This window comes from Micromonospora sp. NPDC048842 (assembly GCF_040649935.1).
GTDB classification, from domain to species: Bacteria; Actinomycetota; Actinomycetes; order Mycobacteriales; family Micromonosporaceae; genus Micromonospora; species Micromonospora hortensis.
Genome location: NZ_JBEZGK010000035.1, coordinates 29,136 through 46,590 on the forward strand (window position 1 = coordinate 29,136; position 17,455 = coordinate 46,590).

Genomic DNA, 17,455 nt, shown 5'->3' on the forward strand with positions numbered 1-17,455 from the left:
CCGCGAACCACCTCCCCGGTCGGGTGATCTGCCGAATGCGTCGACCTCAGCTGCGCAGGTAGGAGGCGCCGTTGAGGTCGACGATGGTGCCGGAGGCCCACTCGGACTGCGGCGAGGCCAGCCAGTGCACGGCGGCGGCGATCTCCTCCGGTTGGCCGACCCTGTCGAACGGGCTCTGCGCCCGGATGGCCGCGCCCCGCTCGCCGCGCAGGTGCTCGGTGGTCATGTCGGTCGCCACGAAGCCCGGCGCGACGGTGGCGACAGTGATGCCGTACGGCGCGAGCGCCACGGCGAGCGACTGGCCCAGCGCGTTCAGCCCCGCCTTGCTGGCGCCGTACGCCGGCTGCTCCGGTTCGCCGCGGAACGCGCCACGGGACGAGACGTTGACGATCCGCCCGCCGCGTTCGCGCATGTGCTGGGCGGCGCACCAGGTGACGTTGCCGGCGCCGGTCAGGTTGGTCTCCATGACCTGCCGCCAGCGCTTCTGCCACTCCTCGTACGAGGCGCCGAAGATCGGGTGCGGGTCGTCGCGGTCGCCGTACGTCCCGGCGTTGTTGACCAGCACGTCCAGTCCGCCGAGCAGTTCGGCGGCCCGGTCGACCATGACCCGGACCGCGTCCGGATCGGTGAGGTCGGCGCGGACCACGGCGTGCCCGGTGCCCGGCAGGTGCGCGCGCAGTTCCTCGGCCGCGTCGGCGGAGTCGCGATGGTGGATGGCCACCCGGTCGCCGCCGGCTGCGAACGCCTTCGCCACGGCGCGGCCGATCCCGCGCGAGGCCCCGGTCACGAGTACCGCCCGATCCGTCATGCCGGCCATCCTGCCTCAGCAGTGCCTTGGCCTACGAACGGGCCGGGAGCACTCCGGCGCGTGCTGCGCCGGAGTGCTCCCGGCCCGTTAGTCCTTACACTGCCCCGATGGGATCCGACTGCCTGTTCTGCCGCATCGTCGCCGGGGAGATTCCGGCCACAGTGGTCCGGGAGACCGACACCACGCTCGCCTTCCGCGACATCGACCCGAAGGCGCCGGTGCACGTCCTGGTCATTCCGAAGGAGCACTACGCCGACGTCGCCACGCTCGCCCAGGGTGACCCGGCGCTGGCCGCCGACGTGCTGGCGACGTCCGCCGCCGTGGCCGAGGACGAGGGGCTGCTCGGCGACGGTTTCCGGCTGATGTTCAACACCGGCGCGTACGGCGGGCAGGAGGTCTTCCACGTGCACGCGCACCTGCTCGGTGGTGCGCCGCTCGGCCCGATGCTCGCCCGGGACCTGGCGTGAGCGAGCGCAGCGAGCGAACCAGAAGGCTCAGTGGGGTGCCTCACGCCGACGCGCAGCGAAGCGGAGCGGGGGCGTGACCGGAGGTGCGGCGCCTGGCTCTCGGGCGGATGAGCACCTGGACCGGTTGGTCCGGCGGGTGCAGGCCGAAGCCCGGGTGCCGGCGGTGTCCGCGGCGCTGCACCGGGCCGACCGACCGCTCTGGAGCTGCACCGTCGGCGAGACCGGCACCGACAGCCCCCTGGGCGCGGGCACCCAGTTCCGGATCGGCTCGATCACCAAGACGTTCACAGCGGTGCTGGTCCTACAGTGCCGCGACGACGGGCTGCTGGACCTGGACGACCCGGTGGGACGGCACCTGGAACTGCCGGCGCACGGCGAGCTGACAGTGCGCCGGTTGCTGTCGCACACCGGCGGCCTGCAACGCGAGCCGTTCGGCGATGTGTGGGACAGCCTGCGCGCACCGGACGACGACAAACTGGTCGCCGAGCTGGGCCGAGCCGAGCGGGTGCTGCCGACCGGCCGGCGGTTCCACTACTCCAACCTGGGCGTGGCCGTCCTCGGCCAACTCGTCGCCCGGCTCCGCGGCGGCGGCTGGGCGCAGGCGCTCACCGAGCGGATCCTGACGCCGTTGGGGCTGACCGACACCACAGTGACCCCACTGCCGACGGCGGCCACCGGGTTCCTGGTCGACGCGTATTCCGACGAGGCGCACCCGGAACCGCCGACCGACTTCGGCGCTGTCGGCCCGGCCGCCCAGCTCTGGAGCACCGCCACCGATATGGCCCGCTGGGCGGCGTTCCTGGCCGACCCGGCGGCGCTGGACCCGACCGGCGCGGTCCTCGCCCCGGCCACCCTGGACGAGATGCGCTGGCCGCTGACCACCACCGACGAGACGCTCTGGGGCGCGGGCTTCGGGCTCGGGCTGATCCTGATCCCGCAGGGGGAGCGGGTGATGCACGTGGGGCACGACGGGGCGATGCCCGGCTTCCTCGCCGGGGCGTACGGCCGTCGCGGCGGTGACGGCACACCCGGCGCGATGGGCGCCGCGGTGCTCGGCTCGTCCGGAACGGCGAGCGAACTGTTCGACCTGTCGCACCGGCTGCTCGCCGCGGCGGTCGAGCACGACCCGGCCGAGATCGAGCCCTGGCGGCCCGGCGCACCCGCGCCGGCGGCCCTGCGGGGTGCGCTCGGCCGCTGGTGGGGCGAGGGCTCCGAGTACGTCTTCTCCTGGCACGACGGCACCCTGCGGGCGCGGGGGGTCGGTGATCCGACCGGACGTCCGCCGGCGATCTTCACCCCGCTGCCGGACCAGCCGGACGTGTTCCGGGTGGTCTCCGGTCGGGAGGTCGGTGAGCTGCTGCGGCTGACCCGGGATGAGGCCGGCGCGGTGGTCCGGATGCACTGGGCGACGTACCGGTTCACCCGCCACCAGGAGACCTTCGACAGGTACGACTTCCGGGCCGGGAGTTGATCGCGGCCAGCGGAAATGGGCGCGATGCGGCCCGCGTTGAACCGATACGATGGGTGTAACGTCCGCACGCCAGGCCAGGAGGCCGGCGCCGAGATCGAGAGCAGGTGGCGCAGGGCCCTTCGGCCCAACCTATGACCGGCACCCCACCTCCCGGCCCGCCCCGGGTGCAGACCAGGATCACAGTGCCCGACCCGAAGATCATGGTCAATCTGCTCGGCGCAGGCGACGAGATCCTCAGACTCGTCGAACGCTCGGTCACCAGTGACGTGCACGTCCGCGGCAACGAGATCACCATCACCGGTGACCCCGCTGACAACGCCCTCGCCGAGCGGGTCTTCAGCGAGCTCCTCGAACTCATCGAGAAAGGCGAGACCCTGACCACTGACGCCGTCCGGCGTACCGTCGGCATGCTCGAGCAGGGCAGCGCCGAGCGGCCCGCCGAGGTCCTGACACTCAACATCCTCTCCCGGCGCGGGCGCACCATCCGCCCCAAGACGCTCGGGCAGAAGAAGTACGTCGACGCGATCGACACCCACACCATCGTCTTCGGCATCGGCCCGGCCGGCACCGGAAAGACCTACCTGGCGATGGCGAAGGCCGTCCAGGCGTTGCAGGCCAAGCAGGTCAACCGGATCATCCTCACCCGGCCGGCGGTCGAGGCGGGCGAGCGACTGGGCTTCCTGCCCGGCACGCTCAACGAGAAGATCGACCCGTACCTGCGCCCGCTCTACGACGCGCTGCACGACATGCTCGACCCGGAGACCATCCCGAAGCTGATGGCCGCCGGCACGATCGAGGTCGCCCCCCTCGCCTACATGCGGGGTCGGACGCTCAACGACGCGTTCATCATCCTGGACGAGGCGCAGAACACCACGCCCGAGCAGATGAAGATGTTCCTCACCCGACTCGGCTTCAACTCCAAGATCGTCGTGACCGGTGACATCACCCAGGTGGACCTTCCCGGCGGGACGAGCAGCGGCCTGCGGGTGGTTCGGGAGATCCTGGAAAACGTCGACGACGTGCACTTCTCCCAGTTGTCCAGCTCTGACGTGGTCCGCCACCAGCTGGTCGGGGAGATCGTCGACGCGTACGCCCGCTGGGACGCCGAGCGGGAGAACCAGCAGGCGCAGGGCGTTCACGCCGTGCCTGGGCGACCCGCCCAGGGCGGCCGGGCCGCCCGCCGCCGCTAAAGCAGAGGAAAGCAGTTGTCCATCGAGATCGCCAACGAGTCCGGTGTCGACGTCGACACCGACGCCGTGCTCGCCGTCGCCCGGCACGCCCTCGACGAGATGGGGGTCAACCCCCTCGCCGAACTGTCAGTGCTGCTGGTCGACATCGACTACATGACCGAGCTGAACCACCGCTGGATGGGTGGCGACGGCCCGACCGACGTGCTCGCCTTCCCCATGGACGAGGGCAGCGTCGACCACGGCCCGGGTGAGTCCGCACCGGCCGGCGGCGAGCCCGCCCTGCTCGGCGACATCGTGCTCTGCCCGGAGGTGGCGGCCAAGCAGGCGGCGACCGCCGGGCACGCGCCGGCCGACGAGCTGCACCTGCTCACCGTGCACGGGGTGCTGCACCTGCTTGGCTACGACCACGCCGAGCCGGAGGAGGAGCGGGAGATGTTCGCACTCCAGGCTCGGCTGCTGGCGAGCTGGCGGTCGACCCGCACCCAGTGATGTCCACTCCTCCGTTACTCGCGGCCGGCGCCACCGCCGGCCTTCCCGACTTTCAGCTGATCGTCTTCGCGGCCGGTCTGGTGGTGCTGGCCGGCCTGATCGCGATGACCGAGGCGGCCCTCGCCGCTGTCTCACCGGCACGAGCCGCCGAGCTGGCCCGCGACGGCGTGCGCGGCGCTCGTACCCTCCAGGTCGTGGCCGGCGACGTCGTCCGGCACCTCAACCTGCTTCTGCTGTTGCGGCTGCTCGCCGAGCTGACCGCCACCACGCTGGTGGCGCTCGTGGCGGTGGACAGCTTCGGCGCCGGCTGGCGGGCCGCGCTGGTGACCGCCGGCGCGATGACAGTGGTCAGCTTCGTGGTGGTGGGCGTCGCCCCGCGCACCATCGGCAGGCAGCACGCCTACGCGGTGGGTCGTGCGGTGGCGCCGCTGGTCCGCTGGTTGGGCCGGGCGCTCAACCCGCTCGCGTCGCTGCTGATCCTGATCGGCAACGCGGTCACCCCGGGGCGCGGTTTCCGGGAAGGTCCGTTCGCCACCCAGGTGGAGCTGCGGGAGCTGGTCGACCTGGCCGAGCAGCGCGGCGTTGTCGAGCACGGCGAACGCCAGATGATCCACTCCGTCTTCGCGCTCGGCGACACCATCGCCCGTGAGGTGATGGTGCCGCGTACCGAGATGGTGTGGATCGAGGAGGGCAAGACGCTCGCGCAGGCGCTGGCGCTCTTCCTGCGCTCCGGTTTCTCCCGCATCCCGGTGATCGGCGAGAGCGTCGACGACGTGCTGGGGGTGCTCTACCTCAAGGACCTGATCCGGCGCTCCCGTGGCGGGGACCCGAGGGCCGAGCAGTTGCCGGTGGCCGAGCTGATGCGCCCGGCGACCTTCGTACCCGAGTCGAAGCCGGTCGACGACCTGCTGTCCGAGATGCAGGCGGCCCGCAACCACCTGGTCATCGTGGTCGACGAGTACGGCGGCACCGGCGGTCTGGTCACCATCGAGGACATCCTCGAGGAGATCGTCGGCGAGATCACCGACGAGTACGATGTCGAGCGCCCGCCCGTCGAACGTCTGGCGGACTCCTCGGTGCGGGTGACCGCTCGCCTGCCGGTGGAGAATCTCGGCGAGATGTTCGACACCGACCTGCCCACCGACGAGGTGGAGACGGTCGGCGGTCTGCTCGCCCAGTCGCTGGGGCGGGTGCCGATCCCAGGTGCCGAGGCCGAGGTCGCCGGTCTCCGCCTGGTCGCCGAGGGCACCACCGGCCGGCGCAACCGAATCGACACCGTCCTGGTCAGTCGGGTGGAGCCGGGCGATGAACAGGACACCGCGGGGCGCGGCGAGCACGCTGGCCCCGGAGACGACACTGACAACTATCGAGACGACGAGAGGCAACCCGCCGATGCCTGACACACCCGCCGCGCCTGCCGCCCGGCCCACCCCCACCGCGTCGGGCGCGCTGAGCGCCGAGGACGGCAAGCTCGTCGTCCTGGCCCGGGGAGCCCGCGCGCGGGTCGGCGCCGTGGAGGGCGCCGCGGTTCGCGACCAGGACGGCCGGACGTACGCGGCTGCCAGCGTCGCGCTGCCGTCGCTGACGCTCACCGCGCTGCAGTTGGCGGTCGCTTCGGCAGTGGCGGCCGGGGCGACTCGGTTGGAGGCGGCGGTGGTGGTGACCGAGGCGTCGACGCTGGATGGTGCCGGGCACGCTGCGGTACGCGACCTCGCGGCGGACGCACCGGTCCACGTGGCCGCTCCGGACGGCACTGTCCTCGGCACGGTGACCCAGTGAGCCCGGTGCAGGACCCGGAGGCGCGTCCGTACCGGGCCGGGTTCGGCTGCTTCGTCGGTCGCCCCAACGCCGGCAAGTCGACGCTGACGAACGCCATCGTCGGCACCAAGATCGCCATCACCTCGAACAAGCCGCAGACCACCCGGCACGTCATCCGGGCGGTGCTGCACCGACCGGAGTCGCAGCTGGTCCTCGTCGACACGCCGGGCCTGCACCGCCCCCGTACGCTGCTCGGCGAACGTCTCAACGACCTGGTCCGGTCCACCTGGACCGAGGTCGACGTGATCGGCCTGTGTATCCCCGCCGACGAGCCGGTCGGGCGCGGTGACCGGTTCATCACCGGCGAGTTGGCCGAGTTGAAGGCGACAGTGCTGGCGGTGGTCACCAAGACCGATCTGGTGGACAAGCGTCGCCTGGCCGAGCAGCTGCTGGCGGTCAGCAAGATGGGGGAGTTCGCCGAGATCGTGCCGGTGAGCGCGGTGTCCGGGCACCAGGTGGACACCCTCGTCGACGTGATGACCAAGTACCTGCCACCGTCGCCGCAGCTCTACCCGGACGACATGCTCACCGACGACCCGGAACAGGTGCTGGTCGCCGAGCTGATCCGGGAGGCCGCCCTGGAGGGGGTCCGCGACGAGCTGCCGCACTCCATCGCCGTGGTGGTGGAGGAGATGATCCCCGAGGGTCAGGTCATGAAGATCTACGCCGACCTGTACGTGGAGCGGCCCAGCCAGAAGGCCATCGTGCTCGGGCACAAGGCGAGTCGGCTCAAGGAGGTCGGCACCAACGCCCGCAAGCAGATCGAGGAGCTGCTCGGCGGTCGGGTCTACCTCGACCTGCACGTGCGGGTCGCGAAGGATTGGCAGCGCGACCCGAGGCAACTGCGCAAGCTGGGCTTCTGACTCACCTCATTCACCGCTGCCCGACCGGCGGCACGATCGCCCTCGGTCGGGCAGCGGTGGACGATCAGCGAGAGCCGAGATCAACGCTCGCTGATCGTGAGGTTGCCGCTGTTTGCCGAACCGTCGAGCACCAGGGACGCCGCCGGGTTGTCGGCGACGGTGACGGTCTTGTCGCCGGAGTCGGCGCTGGACCGGACCCGGTAGCTGCCCTGCGGCACCACAAGCGTGACGTCACCACTGGAGGCGTGGACCCGGGCCGAGGCGGGCTTGTCCAGCTCGACGTTGACATTGCCCGAGCTGGCCTCGGCGTCGACAGTGCCGCCCAGCCGGCGTGCGCTGATGTCTCCGGACGAGGCACGCAGCCGTACCGCCGCGGCGGCCTCACTCACCTCGATGTTGCCGGAACGGGCCTCCACCCCGACCGCGCCCGACGCACCGGAGATCCGCACGTCGCCCGAGCGCACCTGGAGGTCCACGGTGCCGACCCGACTCAGCTCGACGTTGCCGGAGCTGGTCTCGCCCTGCACCGCCACACCCTCCGGCACCGTCACCTCGTACGAGACGCTGCACCGTGAGCCACAGTCGGTGTCCAGCACCAGCTCGCTGCCCTTGATCTCGTAGCGGGTGTTGTCCGGTTCGCCGCCCTGGTAGCGAACCACTCGCTTGATCCGCACCTCGGACGCCGGGCCGGTGCCGCGGACCACCACGTCGCCCGAACCCCCGGAGACCCGGACCGTGGTGATCCGGACGGCCTCGGTGTTGTCGTAGTCGAGCCGACGGAACGACAGGTTGTCGCACCCGGCGAGCACGATGAGCGTGGTGGCGAGCCCTAGCGCGACGGGAGCGGCGACGCGACGACGGCGGGGGGTGGTGGTGGTCAGGTGCAGTGCCATGACCAGCACGCTACGACCGAGCACGAGGCGGCCGCATCGGGGTTCATCCGCGCTTGCACCCCGAACCAACCCTGATTTCACACCCCGAGGGAGAATGGTCCGATGGCCGGGTATCGCCGACAGCTCTACCGCGACGACGCGGTGGTGCTGCGTGTGCAGAAGCTCGGCGAGTCCGACCGGATCATCACCCTGCTCACCCGCCGGCACGGCCGGCTGCGCGCTGTGGCTCGAGGGATCCGCCGCACCACCAGCAAGTTCGGTGCCCGACTGGAGCCGTTCGGCCACGTCGACCTCCAGCTCGCCGGTGACCCGAAGGGCAACCACGGCAGTTCTCTGCACACCGTGAGTCAGGTCGAGGGCATCGACCTGTACGGCAAACGGTTCCTGGGCGACTATCCGCGCTACACGGCGGCCAGCGCGATCGCCGAGACCGCCGAGCGGCTGACCCCGGTGGAACGGGAGCCGTCGCTGCGGCTGTTCCAGCTCACCATCGGCGCGCTGAAGGCGCTGTCCCGGGGCGAGCACGCCACCACCCTGGTGCTCGACGCGTACCTGCTGCGCGGGATGTCCCTGGCCGGCTGGGCGCCGGCGCTGGTCGCCTGCGCGGTCTGCGGCACGCCCGGTCGGCACCGGGCGTTCTCGGTGCCGGCCGGCGGCGCGGTCTGCCCGGATTGTCGGCCCCCCGGGGCGGCTCATCCCGCCCCGGCCACCATCGATCTGATGTCCGCGCTGACCTCCGGCGACTGGGTGATCGCCGACGCCACCGACGCCGCCGTACGTCGGGAGTGCAGTGGGCTTGTCGCGGCTCACCTGCAGTGGCACCTGGAGCGCGCGTTACGCTCGCTGCCGCTGGTCGACCGGGGTTCCTCGGCGGCCGGCACGGCCCCGCCGCCGGAGGGCACCGGGGCCGTGGTGCTCCGGCCACGCGGTGACGTCGAGGCCGGGGCGGACGGCGCGAACAGGGAGTGACCGAGTGATCCGAACGAAAAAGGCCGACCGGCGCGAGCCGACGCCGCCGGTGCCACACCCGTCCGGGGCCCGCCCCCCGGCGCTGCCCACCGAGGCGGTGCCGAAGCACGTCGCGGTGGTGATGGACGGCAACGGCCGCTGGGCCAAGGACCGCGGGCTGCCCCGCACCAAGGGGCACGAGGCGGGGGAGCACAGCCTCTTCGACACCATCGAGGGTGCCATCGAGATGGGCATCCCGTACCTGTCGGCGTACGCGTTCTCCACCGAGAACTGGCGGCGCTCGCCCGACGAGGTCCGGTTTCTGATGGGGTTCAACCGAGACGTGATCCGTCGCCGCCGTGACCAGCTGGTCGACCTGGGCGTACGGGTGGTGTGGTCGGGCCGGCCCGGTCGGCTGTGGAAGAGCGTCATCTCCGAGTTGCAGACCGCCGAGGAGATGTCCCGCGACAACTCGACGCTGACCCTGCAGTTCTGCGTCAACTACGGCGGGCAGGCCGAGATCGGCGACGCCGCCGCCGCGATCGCGCGGGACGTGGCGGCTGGCCGGCTGGATCCGGCGAAGGTCACCGAGAAGACCGTGGCGAAGTACCTCTACCACCCGGAGATTCCGGAGGTGGACCTGTTCCTGCGCCCCTCCGGGGAGGAGCGGATCTCCAACTTCCTGCTCTGGCAGACCGCGTACGCCGAGTTGGTCTTCCTGGACACGCTCTGGCCCGACTTCGACCGTCGCCACCTCTGGTACGCGTGCGAGTTGTACGCCCAGCGGGACCGACGCTTCGGCGGCGCGTTGCCCAACCCGGTCGCGCCGGTTATCTGAGCCGACGCGCTTACCCGCACGTCACTCTGGGTATCAGAGACGTCAGAAGCCACTGACGGAGGTGAACCCACATGATCCAGAAGCGCATTGCCCAGTGGGCGGTGATGGCGATCGCGGTGCCGCTGGCCGCGGCCGGCGCCCGACGGCTCAGCCACACCCTGGAGGCCCGGCGTGGTCCCTCCGGGGCTACCCGGTTGCTGACCAAGGGTGCGGACCTGATCCGTCCGCAGAAGGCCAAGCGCCGCCGCTTCTTCTGACCGACCCCCCAACTGTCCCCGGCGCCCCCGCACCCCTCGTGCGGGGGCGCCGCCGCATCCCCCCGCCCCGCCCCGCCCCGCCCGTCGATCATGGAGTTGTGGTGGCCGGGTTAGGCGCCCTTGTGACTTATGTTCACCACCACAACTCCATGATCGACGCGACCCGGGGTGGGCGCGCGGCCGGTGGGCGGGTTGGGGTGGGTTGGTTGTTTCGGGGTCCTGCGCACGGGCGGCGGGTAGGGTCCGGAGGTGGTGGGACGACGGCGGTTGGGGGGCAGATGCGTGATCTCCGCTTCAAGATGATCATGGCGTTGAACGCCGCCGACCTGGGCGACCCGATGTGCGAACAGGTGGCCGAGATCTGCGCCGAGATCGCCGAGCAGCACTGCGCCGAGTTCGGCCACACAGCGCAGCTGCGCACCGGTGAGATCGCCGAACTGGCCACCGGTGAGCCGGCCCTGACCTGGGCGCCGTCGACCCCCGACGCCGGGCAGCGTGCCTGGTGACCGCGCCCGCGCCCGCCGTCGACATCCGTCGTGCCGATGATCGCTTCGCCACCCGAATCTCCTGGCTGGACTCCAAGCACTCCTTCTCGTTCTCCCGGCACTACGACCCGGCCAACACCCACCACGGCCTGCTGCTTGTCAACAACGACGACGTGGTCCGACCGGGGGCCGGCTTCGAGACCCACCCGCACCAGGACATGGAGATCGTGACCTGGGTGCTGCGTGGTTCCCTTGTGCACCAGGACTCCACCGGGCACTCCGGGGTGATCTACCCGGGTCTGGCCCAGCGGATGAGCGCCGGCACCGGCATCCTGCACTCGGAGAAGAACGACGCCTGGCGGCTCCACAACCAGGAGCCGCACACCGACCCGGTGCACTTCGTGCAGATGTGGGTGCTCCCCGACGAGCAGGGCGTCGACCCCGGCTACGAGCAGCTCGAGATCGAGGACGAGTTGCTACGCGGGGGCCTGGTGCCGATCGCCTCCGGCATGGACCGGTACGACGGCGCGTCCGCGATCCGGATCCGCAACCGGTACGCGACCCTGCACGCCGCCCGTCTCGCCCCCGGCGACGAGGTCACCATCCCGGACGCGCCCTACGTGCACGTCTACGTGCCCGACGGCACTGTGACCCTGGAGGGCAGCGGTCCGCTCGGCAGCGGCGACGCCGCCCGGCTCACCATGACCGGTGGCCGGCGTGTCACCGCCGACGAACCGGCCGAGATCCTCGTCTGGGAGATGCACGCCACTGTCGCCTGACCGTCACCCGCGCGGCCTACCTCCATGATCTCGCCCGAACATGGATGTAGTGGTCTCCCCGCCGGGGGGAGACCACTACATCAAGGATCGAGCACGATCACGGTGGCGCGCAGGGCGCCACCGCGGCTACGCCGGCGACTCGGTGCGATCGGCGGCCCAGGTGGTGTGGAACGAGCCCTCGCGGTCCACCCGCTGGTAGGTGTGCGCGCCGAAGTTGTCCCGCAGACCCTGAATCAGCGCGGCGGGAAGCCGCTCCGCCCGCAACGCGTCGAAGTACGCCAGCGACGACGAGAACGCGGGCGTCGGCACACCGGCCCGGGTCGCGTCGGCCACCACCCGCCGCCAGCTCGGCACGCCAGCGCTGACCGCCTCGGCGAAGTACGGCGCCACCAGCAGCGTCGGCAGGTCCGGCTGCTCGTCGTACGCCTCACGGATCCGGTTGAGGAAGCGGGCCCGGATGATGCAGCCGCCCCGCCAGATCGTCGCGGTGCCGCCAAGGTCGATGTCCCAGTTGTATTCCTGGCTGCCCGAGCGGATGTGGTCGAAGCCCTGCGCGTACGCGACGATCTTGGAAGCGAGCAGCGCCCGGCGGACGTCCTCGACGAAGGTCTCCCGGTCGGTCACCTGCCACTTCTCACCCGCGTCGGGGAACGCCCGGCGGGCCGCCTCGCGCTGGTCGACGTGCCCGGAGAGCGAACGGGCGAACGTCGCCTCGGCGATCCCGGTGATCGGGATGCCCAGGTCCAGGGCACTCTGCACGGTCCACCGACCGGTGCCCTTCTGCTCGGCCCGGTCCTGCACGATGTCCACGAACGACCGGCCGGTCGCCGCGTCGGTGTGCGCGAGCACGTCAGCGGTGATCTCGATGAGGAACGACTCCAGCTCGCCGTTGTTCCACTCTCGGAAGATCTCCGCGATCTCGGCCGGCGTTGCGTCCAGGCCTGCCCGGAGCAGGTCGTACGCCTCGGCGATGAGCTGCATGTCGGCGTACTCGATGCCGTTGTGCACCATCTTGACGAAGTGCCCGGCGCCGTCCGGCCCGACGTGCGTGCAGCACGGCACGCCGTCCACCTGGGCGGCGATCTTCTCGAACATCGGCCCGAGCTTCGCGTACGACTCGGCGGAGCCGCCCGGCATGATGCTCGGCCCGCGCAGCGCGCCCTCCTCGCCGCCGGAGACGCCGGTGCCGCTGAAGTGCAGCCCCTGCGCCCGCAGCGCCTCCTCACGGCGACGGGTGTCGGCGAAGTGGGCGTTGCCACAGTCGACGATGATGTCGCCCTCGTCGAGCAGCGGCACCAACTCGTCGATCACCGCGTCGGTGGGCGCACCGGCCTTCACCATGACGATGACCGCGCGGGGTCGTTCCAGTGACGCCACGAAATCGGCCATCGTCTCGCCCGGCAGGAACGTCCCCTCGTCGCCGTGCTCGGCGACCAGGCTGCGGGTGCGCTCCGGCGAGCGGTTGTGCACTGCCACCGTGAAGCCGTTGCGGGCCAGGTTGCGGGCCACATTGCGACCCATCACCGCCAGCCCGGTCACACCGATTTGTGCCCTCGCCTGATCAGCCATTCGTGCCGCCACCTCTCGTCACACCACTATCAGCGTTTGGAAACTTACCGTGATGTGAGCCGATACGGACCAGTGATCGACGTCCCTTTACTGCACGTAATGTGGACGTTGCCCCTGGCGGCTCGGGCTCTCGGCAGTGGTCGGTGAGCCCCGGGCAGGGAAACGTGTCGTCATCCCGCGCCGCGCGCGTCAGCCTTCGGCGAGACGGGCTTCGATTCGGGCGATCTTCCCGGTCAGCGCGTCGGTGACCCCGGGCCGGACGTCGGCCTTGAGCACCACACTCACCCTGGGCGCCCGTGCGGCGACCACGTCGACCGCCTGCTTCACCACCGCCATCACCTCGTCCCACTCGCCCTCGACGGTGGTGAACATGGCATCGGTCCGGTTGGGCAGACCGGACGCACGGACCACCCGCACCGCCTCGGCGACCAGGTCACCCACGGAGTCGTCACCGCCGAGCGGGGTGATCGAGAACGCGATCAGCATGTGTTGATCGTGCCAGTAAAAACGGATGCGCGTCGGTCGGGCGGTGGCTACGGTACGAACATGCGTAACTGACGCCCCCACTTCCGAGCCGGCCCGCCGTCCCGCGTCGCGGTCCGTGCGCTTCCGGGCGTCCCGCATTCCCTCCCCGCCGTTCGGCGGCGATGGCCCTGCCTGGCCCCGGTGAGCAGTCCCTTCCCCACTCGACCGTCGCGCAACGGCGGTCACCAGCCGATCCGACCGACCGCCGCAGCGCGGGACCGGCCGTGCCGGTCGGCATTTGAAGGAGGCCCGGATGCCTGCCAGGCGTAACCCGAAGAAGACCCGTACCCCGAGAGCGACGCCGCTCGGCGTCGACCCGGCGGCCGGCAACGGCCCGTTTCCACCCACCCGCCCCGACCTGGACCTCACGGTCGAACCGGCCCTGCCGGCGGTGCTGGTGGAGCCGGCCCTGCCGGCCGAGCCGGCCCTGCCGGCGGTGCTGGTGGAGCCGGCATCTGGCCTGGGCGAGGTGGCGCCGCCGGTCGATGTGCCGGCAGCGGTCGACGCGCCGACGGTGGGAGATCTGCCCAAGCCAGCCGCACGACCGAAGGCACCGACAGCAGGGCCACCGCAGGGTGGCGGCAACCGCTCCGGCGGCCGCAGCCAGCAGGCCGGCCAGGCCCGCCGCTACGCCTTCCGCCGCAGCTGATCGAGCCGCCCACCCCGCCCCGTCCGCCCGAGGCCGCCCGGCCCCGCCGCGCCCCACCCCGCCCCGGATCGCCCGGCCTAACCCACCCTGCCCCGGGCCGCCCGGCCCCGCTGCGCCCCGTGATCTTGCACTTCCTGTCCTCGCATAAACGGTATATCGGGATGAACCAACGACAGAAGTCGCAAGATCGGCGTAGGCGGGCGAGGGCGGGGGCGCTGGGCGCGGGGTGGTGACAGCAACATCAGGGATGTAGTGGCCTCCATGGCGAGCGAGGCCACCACATCCCTGATGCTGTGTGGATCTTGGTGCCTCGGCGGATCGCCCCGACCAGCAGGGCGAACGCGGTGGAGGCGAACAGCCGCAGCTTGGCCACCGGATCGCGGCCGGCGTCCACCCCGCGCGCCCGGCGGGCCATGGTGATCATCTGCCACTCCTGGCCGAGGAGCGGCACCAGCCGGAACGCGGCCAGCGCCCCGATGGCGAAGCGGGCCGGCGCCTTCGCGTTCTGGACCAACGCGTCGGCCAGGTCGGTGGGGTCGGTGGTCGCGAAGACGAGCACACCGGGTAGGGCCACCGCGAACACCCGCAGCACCAGGCCGAGCGCGGTGAGCAGCACGCCGGTGCTCACCAACACCGGCCCGGCGTCCAGCAGGACCCGGCCGGACCGGTCGGCGGCGAACAGCACCAGTGTGACCAGGATGCCGGCGGCGCTGAGCAGTAGGCGCACCGGAGAAACCAGTGGGGCCCGGCCGCGGCTGGGGTCCGTTCCCGGATTCGCGGGGCAGCGGGGCGTCGGCCGCCGTGCTAGAAACTCTCCGACGTGGCACGGGCGGGGCGTGCCGCGCGGACGGGGAGCGGTCTGGTGGAACAACAGGAGGCGGCCGGAGATCTCAACTCCGAACTGCTGGCCAGCGACGTGTGGACCGACGAGATGCTGGCCGGCGCCGGCATACCGGTGGTGGATGTCCCGTTCGTGACGGTCGGCGGCGGGATCGGCTCCTTCGTCACTGTGGACTACCTCCGCATCGCCGGAGTGGCTGCCGACCGGATCCGGGTGCTGTCCAACATCGACCATCCCTGGCAGACGTACGAATATCTGACCCGGGTGTCGCAGATTCCGCGCCACGAGCGGATCCGCTCCGACTCGTCCTCCCGGCCCGACAACATCTGGGGCTTCCCGTCGTACGCGGTGGCGGAGGCCTGGCAGGAGCGCAGCCTTCGGCCGCTGCTGCACGTGCTGGGTGAGCCGCTGTTCAGCGACTACTGGACGCCCCGGGCCGGGCAGGTGTTCGCCGGCCTGGAGCGGGAGGCGGAGCGGATCGGATACCGGGACATGCTGGTCGACGGCGTGGTGCGGATGGTCCGGCGGCGTGCCGGGGGCGGCTACTTCACCATCCTCACTCCGCCGGCCGGCAGCTCGTCGACCCGGCGGGTTGCCTACCGGTCCCGATTCGTGCACCTCGCGGTCGGCTATCCCGGCCTGCGTTTCCTGCCGGACCTGCAGCAGTTCCGCGAGACCCACCAGGATTTCGAGCACGTGGTCAACGCCTACGAGCCGCACGAGCACGTGTACGAGGTGCTCAAGACCCGGCCGGGCACCGTGCTGGTCCGGGGCGGCGGCATCGTCGCGTCCCGGGTGCTGCAGCGCCTGATGGACGACCGGGAACGGCACGGTCTGGGTACCGAGATCGAGCACCTGTTCCGCACCTATGTCAGCGGCGCGCACGGGCCGCACCCGTGGCTGCGCCGCCGGGGCGGCGACGGATGGGCGTACCAGGGGTTCAACTATCCCAAGTCGGTGTGGGGCGGCCAGCTCAAGGCCCGGATGCGCCGCCTCGAGGGCGCGGACCGGGCCGCCGCGTACGCCGCGATGGGCGGCACCAACACGCCGAAGCGCCGCCGCTGGCAGGAACAGATGCGCGCCGGCCGGAAAGGCGGCTGGTACCGCACCTGGCAGGGCACGGTCGACCAGGTGGAACCGACCGCCGACGGCCGGATCGCCAGCCGGGTCACCGGCGACGCCGGCACGAGGACGCTGCTCGCGGACTACGTCATCGACTGCACCGGCTTGGAGGCCGACATCGCCGAGCACCGAGTCATCGCGGACCTGCTCGAACATGGCGGCGCCGGCCGCAACCCGGTCGGCCGCCTCGACGTGGAGCAGCACTTCGAGGTACGCGGGACAGCGAGCGGCGACGGTGCCCTCTACGCCTCGGGCACGGCTACCCTCGGCGGCTACTTCCCCGGCGTGGACACCTTCCTGGGGTTGCAGATCGCAGCCCAGGAGATCGCCGACGACCTGGCGCGCCGAGGCTTCGGCGCCCGCCTCGGGCCGGTGCGCTCCACCGTGGAGTGGGTGCGGTGGATGCGTGGCCGGCCTGCCGGTCAGAAGGGCTGAGACGATGGTGCCCACCCTCGCCGGACGGATCCAGACCCGGCTCGTGCTCCTGGCGGTCGTCGGCTCACTCGTGACCGCGATCGTGACCCCGCTGCTGCCCTCCGGTGTCGGCTACCGGGACACCTTCGGGGTGCTGCTCGCCGTCGCCGTCCTCGGCGTCGGCTGGGAGCTGGTCTACCACCTGCTCATGCAGTTCCGCTGGGAGAAGGACTGGCCGCTGCTGTTCGGTCTGGGCACGGGGGTGCCCGAGGCGGCGCTGATCTGGCTGCTGCTCGACCACCACGCGCTGCCGGGGCTCGCCGGGCCACCTCCGCTCGGTGCGTTCCTGCTGCACTTCTCGGCGGTCTGGCTGGCGGTCTGGCTGGTCGCCAACGGCCCGATGCGGGTGCCGTTCCTGCGCTGGCGCTTCTTCGGCGGGCGGATCGGGTGAGCGGCCGGGAGCCGGACCCGGCCGTGCCGTTCACCGCGGTGCTGCTCGTCGCCGGCGCCACCGAGGTGGTCGCGACGACGGCCGGTGAGCCGACGGTCGTGCTGCCGGCGATGGTCGAGGGCGTGGACTGCCGGAACGGCCATTTCAACGACCCCGGGCTGCGCTACTGCCAACGCTGCGGCATCGCCATGCATCAGCAGACGCTCGCCACCCGGCTGGCGCCGCGGCCGCCACTCGGCGTGCTGCTCACCGACGATGGGGTCACCTTCCGGCTGGACACGGACTATGTCGTCGGGCGCCGTCCGGAGCAGCATCCGGACGTCCGGGCCCGGCGGGCGCGGCAGGTCCGGCTCACCGGCGAGATCTCCGGAGTCTCCCGCCTGCACTTGCGGATCCAGCTGCGCGGCTGGCAGGTGGCGGTGGTGGACCTAGGCTCCGCCAACGGCACCATGCTGCGCGAGGCAGCGGACGCCGACACCCGGCGGGTGCCCGCCGGCGAGCCGGTCGTGATCCGGCCCGGCACCCAGATCGAGTTCGCCGCACGGTGGCTGCGGTACGAATCCCACCGGAACCCCTGA

At 71.4% G+C, this 17,455-nt stretch carries 20 protein-coding genes and 1 pseudogene; 16 read left to right on the forward strand and 5 right to left on the reverse strand.

Annotation, left to right across the window (positions count from 1 at the left end):
• Positions 1-46: 46 nt before the first annotated feature.
• Positions 47-808 (reverse strand): SDR family oxidoreductase, encoded by a 762-nt coding sequence (locus tag AB0C19_RS31090; protein WP_357191075.1) that lies wholly within the window; start codon positions 806-808, stop codon positions 47-49.
• Between the two features lie 107 nt (positions 809-915).
• Here AB0C19_RS31090 and AB0C19_RS31095 point away from each other — a divergent pair, with 107 nt between their 5' ends.
• From AB0C19_RS31095 to era, 7 genes are all read left to right on the forward strand, one after another.
• Positions 916-1,275 carry a histidine triad nucleotide-binding protein gene (locus tag AB0C19_RS31095; RefSeq protein WP_088988083.1) on the forward strand — a complete coding sequence of 120 codons (360 nt, stop codon included), beginning with the start codon at positions 916-918 and terminating at the stop codon, positions 1,273-1,275.
• Positions 1,276-1,348: 73 nt separating this feature from the next.
• Entirely contained in the window at positions 1,349-2,746 is a 1,398-nt protein-coding gene (locus AB0C19_RS31100) for a serine hydrolase domain-containing protein (protein WP_357191078.1), read from the forward strand.
• 131 nt (positions 2,747-2,877) lie between these two features.
• The gene (locus AB0C19_RS31105; RefSeq protein ID WP_091409765.1) at positions 2,878-3,936 is read left to right on the forward strand and encodes a PhoH family protein; all 1,059 of its coding nucleotides are present in this window, start codon (positions 2,878-2,880) and stop codon (positions 3,934-3,936) included.
• 15 nt (positions 3,937-3,951) lie between these two features.
• Complete coding sequence (gene ybeY, locus AB0C19_RS31110; RefSeq protein WP_030491788.1) at positions 3,952-4,425, forward strand: rRNA maturation RNase YbeY; 474 nt, start codon at positions 3,952-3,954, stop codon at positions 4,423-4,425.
• A complete protein-coding gene (locus tag AB0C19_RS31115) occupies positions 4,401-5,825 on the forward strand; it encodes a hemolysin family protein (RefSeq protein WP_112619635.1) in 1,425 nt (474 codons plus the stop codon). The genes ybeY and AB0C19_RS31115 overlap by 25 nt, the downstream gene beginning before the upstream one ends.
• Positions 5,818-6,204: a cytidine deaminase gene (locus AB0C19_RS31120; protein WP_266304669.1), complete on the forward strand. Its 387-nt coding sequence runs from the start codon at positions 5,818-5,820 to the stop codon at positions 6,202-6,204. Before AB0C19_RS31115 ends, AB0C19_RS31120 begins: the two co-directional genes overlap by 8 nt.
• On the forward strand, positions 6,201-7,106 hold the full coding sequence (era, locus tag AB0C19_RS31125) for a GTPase Era (RefSeq protein WP_181518637.1): 906 nt from the start codon (positions 6,201-6,203) through the stop codon (positions 7,104-7,106). The genes AB0C19_RS31120 and era overlap by 4 nt, the downstream gene beginning before the upstream one ends.
• Positions 7,107-7,186: 80 nt before the next feature.
• Here era and AB0C19_RS31130 read toward each other — a convergent pair whose 3' ends face one another.
• A complete protein-coding gene (locus AB0C19_RS31130; protein WP_357191082.1) occupies positions 7,187-7,999 on the reverse strand; it encodes a DUF4097 family beta strand repeat-containing protein in 813 nt (270 codons plus the stop codon).
• A 102-nt stretch (positions 8,000-8,101) separates the two neighbouring features.
• On the opposite strand from AB0C19_RS31130, the gene recO reads away from it, so the two are divergent.
• The 5 genes from recO to AB0C19_RS31155 all read left to right on the forward strand — a co-directional run bounded on the left by recO (position 8,102) and on the right by AB0C19_RS31155 (position 11,306).
• A complete protein-coding gene (gene recO, locus AB0C19_RS31135; RefSeq protein ID WP_091409749.1) occupies positions 8,102-8,968 on the forward strand; it encodes a DNA repair protein RecO in 867 nt (288 codons plus the stop codon).
• 4 nt (positions 8,969-8,972) lie between these two features.
• A complete protein-coding gene (locus AB0C19_RS31140; RefSeq protein ID WP_357191084.1) occupies positions 8,973-9,785 on the forward strand; it encodes an isoprenyl transferase in 813 nt (270 codons plus the stop codon).
• A 71-nt stretch (positions 9,786-9,856) separates the two neighbouring features.
• Positions 9,857-10,042: a hypothetical protein gene (locus AB0C19_RS31145; RefSeq protein ID WP_030336441.1), complete on the forward strand. Its 186-nt coding sequence runs from the start codon at positions 9,857-9,859 to the stop codon at positions 10,040-10,042.
• Between the two features lie 278 nt (positions 10,043-10,320).
• Positions 10,321-10,548, forward strand: a complete 228-nt coding sequence (locus tag AB0C19_RS31150; RefSeq protein WP_357191086.1) for a thioredoxin reductase — start codon at positions 10,321-10,323, stop codon at positions 10,546-10,548.
• Positions 10,545-11,306, forward strand: coding sequence for a pirin family protein (locus AB0C19_RS31155; protein ID WP_357191088.1), 762 nt, complete (start codon positions 10,545-10,547; stop codon positions 11,304-11,306). Before AB0C19_RS31150 ends, AB0C19_RS31155 begins: the two co-directional genes overlap by 4 nt.
• A gap of 126 nt (positions 11,307-11,432) precedes the next feature.
• Here the strand turns inward: AB0C19_RS31155 and gndA are convergent, their stop codons facing one another.
• A complete protein-coding gene (gene gndA / locus AB0C19_RS31160; RefSeq protein WP_357191090.1) occupies positions 11,433-12,875 on the reverse strand; it encodes an NADP-dependent phosphogluconate dehydrogenase in 1,443 nt (480 codons plus the stop codon).
• A gap of 189 nt (positions 12,876-13,064) precedes the next feature.
• A complete protein-coding gene (locus AB0C19_RS31165) occupies positions 13,065-13,361 on the reverse strand; it encodes a thiamine-binding protein (RefSeq protein ID WP_196919265.1) in 297 nt (98 codons plus the stop codon).
• Positions 13,362-13,653: 292 nt separating this feature from the next.
• Here AB0C19_RS31165 and AB0C19_RS31170 point away from each other — a divergent pair, with 292 nt between their 5' ends.
• Positions 13,654-14,049: a hypothetical protein gene (locus tag AB0C19_RS31170; RefSeq protein WP_357191092.1), complete on the forward strand. Its 396-nt coding sequence runs from the start codon at positions 13,654-13,656 to the stop codon at positions 14,047-14,049.
• Positions 14,050-14,347: 298 nt separating this feature from the next.
• Here AB0C19_RS31170 and AB0C19_RS31175 read toward each other — a convergent pair.
• A pseudogene (locus AB0C19_RS31175) lies at positions 14,348-14,770 on the reverse strand (energy-coupling factor transporter transmembrane component T); the annotation flags it as partial.
• A 141-nt stretch (positions 14,771-14,911) separates the two neighbouring features.
• On the opposite strand from AB0C19_RS31175, the gene AB0C19_RS31180 reads away from it, so the two are divergent.
• Genes AB0C19_RS31180 through AB0C19_RS31190 form a run of 3 tightly spaced genes read left to right on the forward strand, consistent with a single transcriptional unit; the run spans position 14,912 to position 17,455 of the window.
• Entirely contained in the window at positions 14,912-16,447 is a 1,536-nt protein-coding gene (locus tag AB0C19_RS31180; protein ID WP_357191094.1) for a hypothetical protein, read from the forward strand.
• A 4-nt stretch (positions 16,448-16,451) separates the two neighbouring features.
• On the forward strand, positions 16,452-16,877 hold the full coding sequence (locus tag AB0C19_RS31185; protein WP_357191096.1) for a hypothetical protein: 426 nt from the start codon (positions 16,452-16,454) through the stop codon (positions 16,875-16,877).
• A complete protein-coding gene (locus tag AB0C19_RS31190; RefSeq protein ID WP_266304679.1) occupies positions 16,874-17,455 on the forward strand; it encodes an FHA domain-containing protein in 582 nt (193 codons plus the stop codon). The genes AB0C19_RS31185 and AB0C19_RS31190 overlap by 4 nt, the downstream gene beginning before the upstream one ends.

Coding starts and splice junctions, on each gene's coding strand:
- recO (WP_091409749.1), top strand. CDS start 8,102: ATGGCCGGGTATCGCCGACAGCTCTACCGCGACGACGCGGTGGTGCTG.
- AB0C19_RS31150 (WP_357191086.1), top strand. CDS start 10,321: ATGCGTGATCTCCGCTTCAAGATGATCATGGCGTTGAACGCCGCCGAC.
- gndA (WP_357191090.1), bottom strand. CDS start 12,875: ATGGCTGATCAGGCGAGGGCACAAATCGGTGTGACCGGGCTGGCGGTG.
- AB0C19_RS31120 (WP_266304669.1), top strand. CDS start 5,818: ATGCCTGACACACCCGCCGCGCCTGCCGCCCGGCCCACCCCCACCGCG.
- AB0C19_RS31145 (WP_030336441.1), top strand. CDS start 9,857: ATGATCCAGAAGCGCATTGCCCAGTGGGCGGTGATGGCGATCGCGGTG.
- AB0C19_RS31170 (WP_357191092.1), top strand. CDS start 13,654: ATGCCTGCCAGGCGTAACCCGAAGAAGACCCGTACCCCGAGAGCGACG.
- AB0C19_RS31105 (WP_091409765.1), top strand. CDS start 2,878: ATGACCGGCACCCCACCTCCCGGCCCGCCCCGGGTGCAGACCAGGATC.
- AB0C19_RS31090 (WP_357191075.1), bottom strand. CDS start 808: ATGACGGATCGGGCGGTACTCGTGACCGGGGCCTCGCGCGGGATCGGC.
- AB0C19_RS31095 (WP_088988083.1), top strand. CDS start 916: ATGGGATCCGACTGCCTGTTCTGCCGCATCGTCGCCGGGGAGATTCCG.
- AB0C19_RS31165 (WP_196919265.1), bottom strand. CDS start 13,361: ATGCTGATCGCGTTCTCGATCACCCCGCTCGGCGGTGACGACTCCGTG.
- AB0C19_RS31130 (WP_357191082.1), bottom strand. CDS start 7,999: ATGGCACTGCACCTGACCACCACCACCCCCCGCCGTCGTCGCGTCGCC.
- AB0C19_RS31185 (WP_357191096.1), top strand. CDS start 16,452: ATGGTGCCCACCCTCGCCGGACGGATCCAGACCCGGCTCGTGCTCCTG.